Genomic DNA, 13956 nt, shown 5'->3' with positions numbered 1-13956 from the left:
TCAGTCCATCAGCTGGAATTCGTAGAGCCTGCGATAGAGGCCTTCGGCCTCGATCAGGTCGGCATGGCGACCCTGCTCGACGGCCTTGCCGTCCTGCATCACCACGATGTTGTCGGCCTGGTGAACAGTCGACAGGCGGTGCGCGATGGCAATCGTCGTGCGGCCGGATGAGAGCTTCTCCAGCGCCTCGCGGAACAGCGCTTCGGACTCGGCATCGAGTGCGCTGGTGGCTTCGTCGAGCAGCAGAACATTGGCATCGCGAAGAATTGCGCGGGCAATCGACAGGCGCTGCTTCTGGCCACCAGAGAGCAGGGCGCCGTTTTCGCCGACCTGCGTGTCATAGCCGCCCTTGAGCGCCATGATGAAGTCATGCGCGTTGGCGGCCTTGGCGGCTGCGATCACCTCTTCATCGCTGGCGCCGTCGCGGCCAAGGCGGATGTTGTGCATGATCGTGCCGGAGAACAGGAACGTGTCCTGGCTGACATAGGCGATGCGGTCGCGGACCGAATGCAGTGTGGCATGGGCGATGTCCTGGCCGTCGAACAGCACCTGGCCGCTGCTGGGGTCGTACATGCGCATGATCAGGTTCATGATCGTTGACTTGCCGCTGCCTGACGGGCCGACCAGCGCCGTCATCTTGCCGGGCGGGAAGGTGAGGTCGAGATCGCGCAGCACCGGTTCGCCGTCGGCATAGGAGAAGCTGACGTCCTTGAGCTCGATCTTGCCCGAACCGGGCACGAGAGCCTCTGCGCCCGGCTTTTCCGCAAGCGTCAGCGGACGGTCGGTGAGTTCGAACATCATGCGCACGCCAACCAGACCCGCTTCCAGCGAGACACGGAAGCGGGCCAACCGCTTGGCCGGCTCGTAGGCCAGCAGAAGCGCGGTGATGAAGGACATGATGCTGCCCGGGGTTTGGCCGCCCTGGACGACTAGATAGCCGCTGACCAGCACGACGCCGGCGATGGCAAGGCCGGCAAGCGTCTCCATGATCGGGCTGGTACCGGCTTCGAGGGCCGCGATGGAGTTGGCGCGCCTTTCGACGTCGGAGACGGCGCGATGCATGCGGACTCGCATCGTCGCTTCCAGGTTGAACGACTTGACGATCCTGACGCCGATGGTCGTTTCCTGCATCACCTGCACGATCTGGGCCAGCGACATGAATTCGGCCTCCATGATCTTGCGCACGCGGCGCAGGATCAGGTTGACGCCGAAGATGGCGATCGGCCCGACGATGAAGGCGACCAGCGACAGCACCGGCTGCTGGTAGACCATCACGGCTATGAGGCCGATCAGCGAAAACAGGTCGCGCACGAACGAGGTGACGATGACGTCGAGCACAACGCGCGCCGCCTGCGCATTGTGCGTGACGCGGGTGATCAGGTCGGCCGAAGGGATCGAATGGTAGAAGGAAATGCCCTGCGCCAGGATGCGGTCATAGATCTTGCGCTGGCGGTCGGCGATGATCGAGTTGCCGACGCGGCTCAGGAAAAATGCCTGCACGAAGGTCGCGACACCCTTGAGGATGAAGATCCCCGCAACCATCGCCGCGATCATGTAGACGCGGTTGATATCCTTGCCGATGACGAATTCGTTGGTGATGTCCTGCATGATCCAGGCGCTGGCCGCCGTCATGGCGGCCACCACAAGCATCGCAACGATGGCGATGCCGTAGCCAAGCGCATGCTGGCGGAACGACTCCCTGACCAGTCTCCAGATCAGGAGATGATTCTGCGACGGACGAAAAAATCGAGGCAAATCAATAAGTCCTTTGGGCGCTAATCCCCCGCGCCGGCCTGTATAAAGCAGCTCTCCGCGAAGGGGAACTGTCGTTGATCTTAGGCTCCGGGCTTACTGTCGCAGCATCCATGGCCCAGTGGACAGCCGGCTACCGCAGATTGCCGCTTCCGGCGATTTCGCATACCGTTGACCAAACGATAAAAAGTCGCCTTCGCCAAAAAAGACCAAAACCAGAGGTGGATCGTATGCACAGCAGCTCCAAAAATTCAGGCATTTCCAGACGCACGTTGATCAAAGCCGCGGGCGCTTCCGCCGCGGTCGCGGCCGTGGGCTTGCCCGGCCGGCTTTTCGCCGCCGACCCGATCAAAGTCGCGGCCATCTACACCGTCCCGGTCGAGCAGCAATGGGTCAGCCGCATCCACAAGGCGGCCAACGCCGCCAAGGATCGTGGCGACATCGAATATGTCTATTCGGAAAACACCGCCAACAACGACTATGAGCGCGTCATGCGCGAATATTGCGAGGCCGGCCACAAGCTGATCATCGGCGAGGTCTTCGGCGTCGAGGATGCTGCCCGCGCAGTCGCCAAGGACTACCCCGACGTCGCCTTCCTGATGGGCTCGAGCTTCAAGCCCGATGCCGCCGTGCCGAATTTCTCGGTGTTCGACAACTACATCCAGGATGCGTCCTATCTCTCCGGCCTCGTTGCGGGCGCGATGACCAAGTCGAAAAACATCGGCATGGTCGGCGGCTATCCGATCCCAGAGGTCAACCGCCTGATGAACGCCTTCATGGCGGGCGTGAAGGAAGTGGCGCCAGACACCAAATTCCAGGTCGCCTTCATCGGCTCGTGGTTCGATCCGCCCAAGGCCAAGGAAACCGCCTTCGCCCAGATCGATGGCGGCGCCGACCTGCTCTACGCCGAGCGTTTCGGCGTGTCTGACGCCGCCAAGGAAAAGAAAGTACTGGCCATCGGAAACGTCATCGACACCCAGGCCGACTATCCCGAAACGGTGGTCGCCTCCGCACTCTGGCACTTCGAGCCGACGCTCGACAAGGCGATCGCGGAAGTGAAAGCCGGCACCTTCAAGGCCGACGACTATGGCGTCTATTCCTTCATGAAGAACGGCGGCTCGTCGCTTGCGCCACTTGGCACCTTCGAGGGCAAGGTGCCTGACGAGATCAAGGCCAAGGTCGCCGAGAAAGAAAAGGCGATCAAGGACGGCTCGTTCACTGTCGAGATCAACGACGCCGAGCCGAAGTCGAGCTGATGACAGCGTTCTTCTCCCCCGTTTACGAGGGAGAAGATGCCGACAGGACGATGAGGGGCAGCGTATCCTCTCCGATTTCGGCACTGCCCATCATCCGGCCCTTCGGGCCACCTTCTCCCCGCAGGCGGGGGGAAGGGACCTCCAGCTGCCGTCGCCGCTTCATGACAACTGAGCCCAGCATCGTCCTTCGCCTCTCCGGCATCACCAAGCGTTTCGGCCCGCTGACGGCCAACGACGCCATTTCCTTTGAGCTGAAGCGCAGCGAGGTGATCGCGCTGCTCGGCGAGAACGGCGCCGGCAAGACGACGTTGATGAACATCCTGTTCGGCCACTATGTTGCCGACGAAGGCACTGTCGAGGCGTTCGGCAAGCTGCTGCCGCCGGGCGATCCACGCGCGGCCCTCGATGCCGGCATCGGGATGGTGCACCAGCATTTCACCCTCGCCGACAACATGACCGTGCTGGAGAATATCGCGCTGGGCACCCAGGGCCTGTGGCGAGCCAGGCTCGACAGGGCAGCCGCGCGCCGTCGCATCGAACAGTTGTCCGCTGATTTCGGCTTGACCGTCGATCCTGCGGCCACCGTGGCCACACTGTCGGTGGGGGAGCGCCAGCGCGTCGAGATCCTCAAAGCGCTCTACCGCGACGCCCATGTGCTGATCCTCGACGAGCCGACGGCAGTGCTGACGCCGGCCGAGACCGACGCGCTGTTCCGCACGCTGAAGCTGCTCGTCGCCAAGGGCCTTTCGATCATCTTCATCTCCCACAAACTTCATGAGGTGATGGCCGTCAGTGACCGCGTGCTGGTGCTACGCGCCGGCCGGCTCGCCGGCCAACGGGAGACGAAATCGACCGACCGCAAGGAACTTGCCGCCCTCATGGTCGGCCAAGAGGTCAAGCCGGCAGAGGTCAGTCCGGTCCATGCAGGTGCGGCCCTGCTGGTACTCGACCGCGTCTCGACGGCGCGCCATAACGGCGCCGGCCTCGACGAGGTGTCGCTGACACTCAACGCCGGCGAGATCACCGGCCTTGCCGGTGTTTCCGGCAACGGGCAGGCAGCGCTCGCCGCACTCATGTCAGGCACCCAGCGCCCGACCGGCGGCGCGATTTCCATCGCCGGCCACGCGGTTGGCGACTGGTCCCCGCGCGCCGCCCTCGGCCATGGCATCGCCCGCATCCCCGAGGACCGCCATGCCGTCGGCACGATCGGCGACATGAGCGTTACCGAAAATGTCATCGCCGAGCGTTATGGCAGCTCACGTTTCAGCCGCATGGGCTTCCTTGACTGGACGGCGGCGCGCCGCTTCGCCGAGGAGATCATCGCCGACTACGACGTCAAATGCCCATCGCCCGAGGCGCGCATCCGCCTGCTTTCGGGCGGCAACATGCAGAAGCTGATCCTCGGCCGCGCGCTCGACCCCGAACCGGCGGTCATCCTCGCCAGCCAGCCGACGCGCGGCCTCGACGTCGGCGCCGTCGCTTATGTCCACCGCATGCTGCTCGCCGCGCGTGAGCGCGGCGCGGCGGTGTTGCTGATCTCGGAGGACCTGGAGGAAATCCTGGCGCTTTCCGACCGCATCGTCGTGATGTCCAAGGGGAGGTTGTCCGCGCCATCGGCGCGCGGGGAACGGACGATTCGCGAACTGGGTGAACTGATGGCGGGCCATGGTGGGGAGCAGCCGGCGTGAACGCGCGAGGTCAGATGTCAGTGCTCCACGCCACCCCCCTCTGTCCTGCCGGACATCTCCCCCACAAGGGGGGAGATCAGCCGTCATGGCCTCTGAGGCCAATCACTGACGTTGCAGGACGTCCGCTGACGCCCAAGCAGACTTCCAGGGTCTCAGGACGAGGGTGGACGCGGACACCGCCAATCTCCCCCCTTGCGGGGGAGATGTCCGGCAGGACAGAGGGGGGTGCTGTCCCGCAAACATTTCAGGCCACGGAGCAGACCCATGCGGCTTGAGCCCAGACCCGCGCCATCACTGGCGGTCACGCTATTGTTCCCGCTGGCGGCGATCGCCGCCACGCTGCTCATCACGTCGTTGCTGGTGCTCGTCGCCGGTGCGTCGCCGCTGTCGGTGTTCTACCTCGTTGCCAAGGGTGCGGCTGGTTCGCAGTTCGCGCTCCTCGAAACCCTGACGCGCGCGACGCCGCTGATCTTTACCGGGCTTGCCGTTGCCGTCGCCTTCCGGGCCAAGCTCTGGAACATCGGGGCCGAGGCGCAGCTCTATGTCGGCGGCATCGTCACCGTGGTGCTCGGCACCGGCGCGCTGCCGCTGCCCGCGCCCATTCTCATCCCTATCATCATGGTCGCCGTCATGGCCGCGGGCGCGTTGCTGCTGCTCGGACCCGCCGTGCTGAAGACCCGCTTCGGCGTCGACGAGGTTGTGACTACGCTGCTGCTCAACTTCATCGTGCTGCTGTTCGTGTCGATGCTGCTCGAAGGCGTGCTCAAGGACCCGATGGGGCTGGGCTGGCCGCAGTCGCAGAAGGTCATCGCCGAGGCGCAACTGCCGCGCATCATCCAGGGCAAGCGCCTGCATTATGGCTTCGTCATCGCCATCGTCTCGGCCATTGTCGTCTGGGTCATCATGAAGAAGACCGTGCTCGGCTACGAGATGCGCGCCGTCGGCCACAACCCCGAAGGCGCGCGCTTCGTCGGCATTCCCGTCAATCTCGTGCTGATGAAGACGGCACTCCTGTCGGGCGGCCTCGCAGCGCTCGCCGGCTTCTCCGAGGTCTCGGGCCTCAAGGGCAACCTGACGCTCGACCTGTCGCCGGGCTACGGCTACTCGGGCATCGTCGTTGCCATGCTGGCAATGCTGAACCCGCTCGGCGTGATTGCCTCGGCCATCTTTGTCGCCGGCATCTTCGTCGGCGCCGATGCCATGAGCCGTGTTGCCAAGGTGCCGAGCTACATCGCCGACGTCATGGTCGCCACGTCGCTCTTGACGATGGTGGTAGCGATCCTGCTGACGCGGTTCAGGGTGAGGTGGAGGTGATGGCTGAGATCCTTCGCGCCTGGCCTGCCGGCCATCTCCCTCACAAGGGGGGAGATCAGTCGCATCGACGCCACACCAGTTCCTTTTGTTTCCCGGGGTGCTTTGGCCGACACGGAGTTTCCGTTCCGAGGCGAACGATTGTGCGAGGCGCTGGCGAAGTCCTGATCTCCACCCTTGTGAGGGAGATGGCCGGCAGGCCAGACGGGGGCAACGTCGAGCGCCAGCGTTGTTTGGTATCGAGGCGGAGTGCCCTCTGATGGACGCATTTGAAATCCTCTTTACCGCTTCCTTCTGGGTCGCCGCCATCCGCATTGCTTCGCCGCTGATCTTCGCCACCATGGGCGAGCTGATCTGCGAGCGCGCCGGCGTGCTCAATCTCGGCATCGAAGGCATCATGACCGCCGGCGCCTTCGCCGGTTGGTTCACCGTCTATGCCGGCGGCGACCTGTGGACCGGCGTGCTTATAGCGGCCCTGGCAGGGGCCATGTTCGGCTTGTTGCATGCGACGCTGACCGTGCCGCTCGGCCTGTCGCAGCATGTCGTCGGCATCGGTGTCACGCTGCTCGCCACCAGCCTGACCTATTTCACCTATCGCCTGGCGCTGCCTGAGGTAACCTCGCCGCCCAAGATCGAGCCATTCCAGCCATTGCCGATCCCTGGTCTGTCCAAGATCCCCATCGTCGGCGAAGCGCTGTTTTCGCAGACGCCGCTGACCTATCTCGCCTTCCTCACCGTCGCCGTCGTTGCCTGGGTGCTCTACCGAACACCCGTCGGCCTTGCCGTCCGCGCCGCCGGCGAAAACCCGGCGGCCGTGGAAGCGCAGGGCATCTCGGTCACCGGCATCCGCATGGGCGCGGTGGTGGTCGGCAGCGCGCTGATGGCCGTCGGCGGCGCCTTCCTCACAATGTCGGCGTTCAACTCGTTCTTCTTCGAGATGATCAACGGCCGTGGCTGGATCTGCATCGCGCTCGTGGTGTTCGGCTCGTGGCGGCCGGGCAAGGCGCTGATCGGCGCCATCCTGTTTGCCGCCTTCGACGCCTATCAGGTGCGCCTGCAGCAGATGTCGGGCGGCGTCGTGCCTTACCAACTGTTCCTGATGATGCCCTATGCGCTGTCGATCCTGGCCCTGATCCTGGTGGCGCGCCGCGCTACCTATCCGAAAGCGCTGATGATCCCCTACCAGAAAGGCGAGAGATGAGCTTCGACCTGATCGTCAAGGGCGGTACGCTGCTCGATGGAACCGTCGCCGATATTGGCATCAAGGGCGACAGGATCGCTGCCATCGAGCCGAAAATCGACGCAGCCGCCAAGAACGTCGTCGACGCCTCCGGCAACCTCGTCACACAGCCCTTCGTCGATCCGCATTTCCACATGGACGCGACCCTGTCCTACGGCCTGCCGCGCATCAACGCTTCGGGCACGCTGCTCGAAGGCATCTCGTTGTGGGGCGAACTCAAGCCGCTGCTCACCCATGAGGCTGTCAAGGAACGCGCACTCGCCTATTGCGATTGGGCCGTGTCGATGGGCCTGCTCGCCATTCGCACCCATGTCGACACCTGCGACGACCGCCTGCTTGCCGTCGAAGCGCTGCTTGAGGTCAAGAAGCAGATCGCGCCCTATATCGACCTGCAACTCGTCGCCTTCCCGCAGGACGGGCTCTATCGCTCTTCCAATGCGCGCGCCAACACCATCCGCGCCCTCGACATGGGCGTCGATGTGGTCGGCGGCATTCCGCATTTCGAGCGCACAATGGCCGACGGCACGCGCTCGGTGACCGAGCTCTGCGAGATCGCGGCAGCGCGCGGACTGATGGTCGACCTGCATTGCGATGAAACAGACGACCCGCTGTCGCGCCACATCGAGCAACTGGCCTATGAGACCCAGCGTCTCGGCCTGCAGGGCAGGGTGGCCGGTTCGCACCTGACGTCGATGCACTCCATGGACAATTATTACGTCTCGAAGCTTTTGCCGCTGATTGCGGAAGCTGGCGTGTCGGCGATCCCCAACCCGCTCATCAACATCATGCTGCAGGGGCGCCACGACACCTATCCCAAGCGCCGCGGCATGACCCGCGTGCCGGAAATGCTGAAGGCAGGCATCCGCGTCGGCTGGGGCCAGGACTGCGTGCTCGACCCCTGGTATTCGCTCGGCACCGCCGACATGCTCGACGTCGCCTTCATGGGCCTGCACGTCGCCCAGATGTCTTCGCCTGCCGACATGCGCCGCTGCTTCGACATGGTGACCAAGGTCAATGCCGAGATCATGGGGCTCGACCATTTCGGGCTCGAAGTCGGCAAGACCGCAAGCCTCGTCGTGCTCGACGCCGGCAACCCGATCGAGGCTGTGCGCTTGCGCGCCGAACGCCTCTGCGTGATTGCCAAGGGCAAGGTCGTGGCGGAACGTCCGAAGCGCGACACCGCGCTGTCGATCAAGGGCCGTCCGACTAGCATCAACCGCCGCCATGTGGTGCCGCCGCAGGCGAATTGACCTAGCGTAGCGCGTGGCCAGAAGTCACAAAAAAGTCTACAATAAAACTCAAGATTCTCGCGGTTGCGGAAGGAGAAGGTCATGTTGTCGAGGTCGGTTTTCCTGGTGTTCGTGACGGCTTTGCTTGCCGGCTGCGTGTCGGCGGAAGAACAGCGCGCCCGCGACGAAGACAATTGCCGCTCCTACGGCTTCACCAAGCGCAACGACGCCTTCGCCGAGTGCCTGCAGCGCATCGAGCTCGATCGCCGCGCCGAGTTCCGCCAGAGCAAGTCGTCGTTCGACGACTGGGACCGGCCTGTCGTGGTCTATCGCCCGATCGTCGTCGCACCGAAGCCGTAACGGCTGGTACTGCGACAGGGCAACGCATGGTCCAGGCCAGATTGCCCTCGCCATTACTCTTTCAAGCGCATAGATAGCCTCAATCCGGGCCCGTCGCCCGGCGGATTGGCACCATGACGTTTCGACAAGCCCTGGCCCTCCCGAAGAACAACATGGTTCTTTCGGGCATCCTCCTCATGTTGCTGGGCGACTTCATGTTCGCGCTCAACGACGCGATGGGCAAATGGCTGGTCGAGAGCTTTTCGGTCGGACAGGTGCTGTTCATCCGCTCGATCGGCGCCTTCATCATTCTTGGCCCAATGATCTACAGGCAGGGGCTCGGTCCGCTGACCAATGTCGAGCGCCCCGGCCTGCAGGTGTTGCGTGTCGTGCTCGCCACCGCCGACACCGCCTTTTTCTACGCCGCCGTCGCCTATCTGCCGCTGGCCGACGTGATGACCTTCTACATGGCCGGCCCGATCTACATCGCCGCGCTGTCGCACTTCTTCCTCGGCGAAAAGGTCGGCTGGCGCCGCTGGCTGGCCATCGTGCTTGGCTTCTGCGGCGTGGTCATCGCGCTCCGCCCGTCGACGGCGTCGCTGTCCTGGCCGTCGCTGTTTGCCGTCGTCGGCAGCATGTCCTTTGCCATCAGCCTGATCCTCAGCCGCAAGCTGCGCGCCACCAACGATACGACGCTGGTGACCTGGCAGACGGTCGGCGCCTTGATCATGGGCGGCATCCTCGCCGCCTCCGACTGGCAGCCGGCAAGCGCCATCGACTGGTCGGCCATGCTGTTGCTCGGTGTCGTCGCCTGCGCGGCACATCTTTTGATCACCCGCGCCCTCAAGCTCGCGCCCGCCTCGCTGCTTGCGCCGCTGCAATACACACTGCTGATCTGGGCCGTGGTCATGGGCATCGCCTTCTTCGGCGACTATCCGGATGCGCAAATCCTGATCGGCTCGGCGATCATCGTCATCGCCGGCCTGTTCATCTTCCATCGCCAGAAGGTGGTGGACAAGGCCGAACCCGAGACGGTGCCGACCAGCGTGCACTGAGGGGTATCCTTCCCCAATGTCCCAAGCTTTAGCCCCTCCCCAGAAGCGCGAGGGGACTAGGCCTGCTCTCGGCAATGAGGTGTGACCGGCGGATGCTCGGATTACCTCCCCCTGCAGGTAGGAGGCTATCGACCTACCGCCCCAGCACAAGCGCCCAATAGCGCCTGTCGCTGCCCTTGCTCTCGCGCACATAGGCGAGGCCGAACTTGCCGAAGCGCGGGTCGAGCATGTTGCGGCGGTGGCCGGCGGAGTTCATCCACATCGAAAACAGCTTGGCTGGCTCCATGCCGCCATGGGCGATGTTTTCGGCCGCAGCGCCCTCGACGCCGCCATCCTTCATGCGCGCCGCGAAATCCTTGCCCCAGCCGGTGGTGTGCTCCATCTTGCCGCTGCGCGCCATGTAGGCGGCCTGCTGGAGTGCGGCGCGCTCAAGCGTGGAATCAGGGCTGAGCGGCGGCAAGCCATGCTCCGAGCGTATGGTCTGCAGATAGGCGATACCGGTGGCTGAAGCGCCGGCGCCGTCACCGGCGATGTTGGAGCCGGTCTGGCAGGCGGCCAAAAACAGCAGCGACCCGAAGGCGGTCGCCCGCATAAATGTGCCTGTCAGTCGCGCCATGATCTGGTCCTTGTCTGTCGTCGTCGACGACCGTTGATAAGGCAGATCATGGCTTTTTGGCGAGCTAGACGTCGGTTGTACGGCGTGGTTTGCGACCGCGCGCCGTCCGTTCGGACACTCGAACCCGGTTTTGCCGCTGCGCGCTATGCCTTCACCCTTGCAGCATCAGGATCGAACAACGGATCGAGATGGATCTTCGCCGCCACGCGCTCCATGGCTACCACAAGCTCGTAGCTGCCACCTGTAAGGAAGGCGTCGTCGACGCCGCCGGCGTTTCTGACATAGCCGAAGCCGATGTTCTTGCCGACGGTGTAGCCATAGCCGCCGCTGGTCAGGTAGCCGACCGGCTGGCCGTCGCGCAGGATCGTCTCTCGACCAACAAGGACGACATCCTTGTCGTCGACGGTAAAGCAGGCGAGGCGCTTGGTCAGAGGCGCATTACCGAGCTTTTCCAGCGCCGTGCGGCCGAGGAACTCGGTGTCCTTCCTGAGCTTCACCGCCCAGCCGAGGCCGGCCTCGAATGGTGTGTCGTTAGGCGTGATGTCCGAGCCCCAGGCGCGATAGCCCTTCTCCAGCCTGAGTGACTCCAGCGCGCGGTAGCCGATGGGGCGGATGCCGTGTGGCTTGCCCGCCGCCATCAGCGCGTCGAACACCTCGCCGGTGGCACCGATCGGCACATGCAGCTCCCAGCCAAGCTCGCCGACATAGGTGACGCGCAAGGCCCGGACGGTGGCGCCGGCGAGCGTGATCTCCCTGACATGGCCGAAGGGGATGGCGACGTTGGAGACGTCGGCATCGGTGACCGCTTCGAGCACCTTGCGCGCATCCGGTCCCATCAGCGACAGCGTGCCGAACTGCTCGGTCACATCAACGAGCTTCGCGTCCAGCCCTGAAGGGATGTGGTCGCTGATCCAGGCGAAGTCGTGGGTACGGAAACCGGTGCCGGTGACGATGTATAACTTGTCGTCGGCCAGCCGCGCCACGGTGAGGTCGGCCTCGATGCCGCCCCGCGTGTTGAGCAACTGCGTGTAGGTCAGCCGTCCCAAGGGCTTCGACACGTCGTTGGCACAGATGAAGTCGAGTGCCTTTTGTGCGTCCTTGCCTGTCATCTCGTATTTGGCGAAGGACGACTGGTCGAACACGCCCACTGCCTGGCGCACGTGCCTGTGTTCGTCGCCTACAGGCTCGAACCAGTTTTGGCGCCCCATGGCGTAGACGTCCTTCGCCTCCATGTCCTCGGGCGCGAACCAGTTGGGTCGTTCCCAGCCGAGCTTGGAGCCGAAGACCGCGCGGTGCTTTTTCAGTCGCTCATAGAGCGGCGAGACGATGTAGGGACGGCCGCTGGCATACTCCTCGTGCGGATAGCCGATGGTGTAGTGCTTGCCATAGGCTTCGAGTGTACGGTCAGACACCCATTGCCGGTCGCGATGCAGGCCCGAGAAGCGCCTGATGTCTACGACCCAGAGGTCGAGCGGCGCCTCGCCGTCGACCACCCATTGCGCCAGCACCCAGCCCGCACCGCCGCCCGAGGCGATGCCGAAGGCGTTGAAGCCGGCGCCGACGAACATGTTCGAGCATTCAGGCGCCACGCCGAGGATGAAATTGCCGTCGGGCGTGAAGCTTTCGGGGCCGTTGATCATCTGCTTGACGCCGACATCGGCCAGTCCGGGCACACGTTCGATCGCCTGCACCATATGCTGCTCGAAATGATCGAAATCGTCGTCGAACAGGCGGAATTCCCAGTCGTTGGGCACGTCATCGGTGGTCCAGCCCTGCGGGTTTGGCTCGTAGCCGCCCATGACAAGCCCGCCGACCTCTTCCTTGAAATAGGTGCGACGGTCGGGGTCGCGCAGCGTCGGCGCGTCGGTGGCGAGGCCGGGCAGCTTCTCGGTGATGATGTATTGGTGCTTGACGGGCTGCAGAGGCACGTTGATTCCGGCCATCGCACCGACCTGCCGCGCCCATTGGCCAGCGCAGTTCACCACCTTGTCGCAGGCAACGTCGCCTTGGTCGGTCTTCACCTTGAGGATGCGACCGTCCTTCATCTCGAAGCCGGTGACGCGCACGTTTTCGAACAGCTTGGCGCCGTGCATGCGCGCGCCCTTGGCCAGCGACTGGGTGATGTCGGAGGGGCTCGCCTGGCCGTCGGTCGGCAGCCATGACGCACCTACCAGGTCCGAGGTGTCCATCAACGGCCACATGCGCTTGACCTCTTCCGGCGACACCAGCTGCATGTCCATGCCGAAGCTCTTGGCGGTCGTCGCCAGCCGCTTGTATTCCGTCCAGCGGTCCTGGTTGGTGGCAAGCCTGAGGCAACCGGTCATCTTCCAGCCGGTGGCAAGCCCGGTCTCGGTCTCCAGCCCCTTGTAGAGCTCGACCGAATATTTCAGCACCCGCGTGATCGACGCCGACGAGCGCAACTGTCCTACCAGGCCCGCCGCGTGCCAGGTCGAACCCGAGGTCAACTTGCCCTGTTCGAGCAGGATCACGTCGGCCTTGTGGTCGCGTGCCAGGTGATAAGCCGTTGAGCAGCCGATGATGCCGCCGCCGATGACGACGATCTGCGCGTGCGAGGGGAGGGCCATAGCTACAGTTTCCCGTACTGGTTCTGGTAGGTTTCGAGCGCCGCCTTGAATTCTTCGAGATTCTCGGCGGTGTAGGCGACGTAATCGCTGCCCGGGGCGGTGAGGTACAGTTCCGAGACCATGCTCCACATCGCCTCGCGCAGCAGCGAGGCGCATTGCATGGCCTGGTGCGAGCGCCGGATCGCCTGGTCGGGTCTGCCGCCGAAATAGACGGTCAGAAGCTCGTCCGACTCCTCCGCCGTCATGCCGGCATTGGAGGCGGTACCGGCAAGGTCGAACATCGCCGTCGAGAAACCGGCATATTCGAAGTCGATGAGCCAAAGCCTCGAGCCGTCGTCGAGGAAGTTGGCTGGCAGCAGGTCGTTGTGGCTAAAAATGATCGGCAGCGGCGCTTGCGCCTTTTCCAGCTTGTCGGCCAGGTCGAGATAGCGCGGCAGTTCCTGACACATCCGGCTGTTGCCGGCGGCCAGAGTGCGGGCATAGTCACGGATGACGTGGAAGGCCCAGAACATGAAGCCCGCGCCGGAGACATGCCGCGGCATCTCGTCATGGAAGCGCTTGACCAAGTGGGCGATGCGTCCGGCATTGGCCCGCACATCGTCGGCGCCATAGGTCTTGGCGCCGAGGAAAGCGCTGACCATGACGCCAGGCGCGGCATAGCGCAGCTCCGGTGCAAAACCGGCCTCATGGGCCGCACGCGCCACCATCGCCTCGCGGTCGCGGAAGACGTGATGGAACGGATAGTCCTTGCCGAAGCGGACGACATGGCGGCCGTTGCCGTCTTCGACCAGCCAGCTCTCGTTGCTGATGCCGCCCTTGAGTGGCGCAATTGTCAGCGTCCCGTTCCACAAGGGCAGGGCGCGAATGCGGTCCATTGTTGTCAAC

The 13956-nt window shown here is 64.0% G+C and carries 11 protein-coding genes; 7 read left to right on the top strand and 4 right to left on the bottom strand.

Going from position 1 to position 13956, the window contains the following annotated elements:
• Entirely contained in the window at positions 1 to 1755 is a 1755-nt protein-coding gene (locus IG197_RS09985; protein WP_067965598.1) for an ABC transporter ATP-binding protein, read from the bottom strand.
• Positions 1756 to 1982: 227 nt separating this feature from the next.
• Between IG197_RS09985 and IG197_RS09980 the strand changes: the two genes are divergently transcribed.
• From IG197_RS09980 to IG197_RS09950, 7 genes are all read left to right on the top strand, one after another.
• On the top strand, positions 1983 to 3008 hold the full coding sequence (locus tag IG197_RS09980) for a BMP family protein (protein WP_067965596.1): 1026 nt from the start codon (positions 1983 to 1985) through the stop codon (positions 3006 to 3008).
• Between the two features lie 161 nt (positions 3009 to 3169).
• Complete coding sequence (locus tag IG197_RS09975; RefSeq protein ID WP_192318555.1) at positions 3170 to 4696, top strand: ABC transporter ATP-binding protein; 1527 nt, start codon at positions 3170 to 3172, stop codon at positions 4694 to 4696.
• 264 nt (positions 4697 to 4960) lie between these two features.
• The gene (locus IG197_RS09970) at positions 4961 to 6010 is read left to right on the top strand and encodes an ABC transporter permease (RefSeq protein ID WP_192318553.1); all 1050 of its coding nucleotides are present in this window, start codon (positions 4961 to 4963) and stop codon (positions 6008 to 6010) included.
• Positions 6011 to 6266: 256 nt separating this feature from the next.
• Positions 6267 to 7208: an ABC transporter permease gene (locus IG197_RS09965; protein ID WP_192318552.1), complete on the top strand. Its 942-nt coding sequence runs from the start codon at positions 6267 to 6269 to the stop codon at positions 7206 to 7208.
• Positions 7205 to 8497: an amidohydrolase family protein gene (locus IG197_RS09960; protein WP_192318550.1), complete on the top strand. Its 1293-nt coding sequence runs from the start codon at positions 7205 to 7207 to the stop codon at positions 8495 to 8497. The genes IG197_RS09965 and IG197_RS09960 overlap by 4 nt, the downstream gene beginning before the upstream one ends.
• A gap of 81 nt (positions 8498 to 8578) precedes the next feature.
• The gene (locus IG197_RS09955; RefSeq protein WP_192318548.1) at positions 8579 to 8836 is read left to right on the top strand and encodes a hypothetical protein; all 258 of its coding nucleotides are present in this window, start codon (positions 8579 to 8581) and stop codon (positions 8834 to 8836) included.
• Positions 8837 to 8949: 113 nt separating this feature from the next.
• Entirely contained in the window at positions 8950 to 9870 is a 921-nt protein-coding gene (locus tag IG197_RS09950) for a DMT family transporter (protein WP_192318546.1), read from the top strand.
• A gap of 133 nt (positions 9871 to 10003) precedes the next feature.
• Here IG197_RS09950 and IG197_RS09945 read toward each other — a convergent pair whose 3' ends face one another.
• The 3 genes from IG197_RS09945 to IG197_RS09935 form a co-directional block, all read right to left on the bottom strand.
• Positions 10004 to 10486 (bottom strand): CAP domain-containing protein, encoded by a 483-nt coding sequence (locus IG197_RS09945; protein WP_246765351.1) that lies wholly within the window; start codon positions 10484 to 10486, stop codon positions 10004 to 10006.
• Between the two features lie 143 nt (positions 10487 to 10629).
• Positions 10630 to 13071 carry an FAD-dependent oxidoreductase gene (locus IG197_RS09940; RefSeq protein ID WP_192318544.1) on the bottom strand — a complete coding sequence of 814 codons (2442 nt, stop codon included), beginning with the start codon at positions 13069 to 13071 and terminating at the stop codon, positions 10630 to 10632.
• A gap of 2 nt (positions 13072 to 13073) precedes the next feature.
• Positions 13074 to 13955: a phosphotransferase family protein gene (locus IG197_RS09935; protein ID WP_192319668.1), complete on the bottom strand. Its 882-nt coding sequence runs from the start codon at positions 13953 to 13955 to the stop codon at positions 13074 to 13076.
• Between the last annotated feature and the right edge of the window lies 1 nt (position 13956).

Source organism: Aminobacter sp. SR38, assembly GCF_014843375.1.
Classification (GTDB): domain Bacteria; phylum Pseudomonadota; class Alphaproteobacteria; order Rhizobiales; family Rhizobiaceae; genus Aminobacter; species Aminobacter ciceronei.
The sequence above is the reverse complement of the archived record's forward strand: the minus strand, read 5'-3'. Positions and strand labels throughout refer to the sequence as shown.

Bases quoted from the DNA above. Each gene is read 5' to 3' on its own strand.
- IG197_RS09980 (WP_067965596.1), top strand. From the start codon at position 1,983: ATGCACAGCAGCTCCAAAAATTCAGGCATTTCCAGACGCACGTTGATC.
- IG197_RS09975 (WP_192318555.1), top strand. From the start codon at position 3,170: ATGACAACTGAGCCCAGCATCGTCCTTCGCCTCTCCGGCATCACCAAG.
- IG197_RS09970 (WP_192318553.1), top strand. From the start codon at position 4,961: ATGCGGCTTGAGCCCAGACCCGCGCCATCACTGGCGGTCACGCTATTG.
- IG197_RS09965 (WP_192318552.1), top strand. From the start codon at position 6,267: ATGGACGCATTTGAAATCCTCTTTACCGCTTCCTTCTGGGTCGCCGCC.
- IG197_RS09960 (WP_192318550.1), top strand. From the start codon at position 7,205: ATGAGCTTCGACCTGATCGTCAAGGGCGGTACGCTGCTCGATGGAACC.
- IG197_RS09955 (WP_192318548.1), top strand. From the start codon at position 8,579: ATGTTGTCGAGGTCGGTTTTCCTGGTGTTCGTGACGGCTTTGCTTGCC.
- IG197_RS09950 (WP_192318546.1), top strand. From the start codon at position 8,950: ATGACGTTTCGACAAGCCCTGGCCCTCCCGAAGAACAACATGGTTCTT.
- IG197_RS09945 (WP_246765351.1), bottom strand. From the start codon at position 10,486: ATGGCGCGACTGACAGGCACATTTATGCGGGCGACCGCCTTCGGGTCG.
- IG197_RS09940 (WP_192318544.1), bottom strand. From the start codon at position 13,071: ATGGCCCTCCCCTCGCACGCGCAGATCGTCGTCATCGGCGGCGGCATC.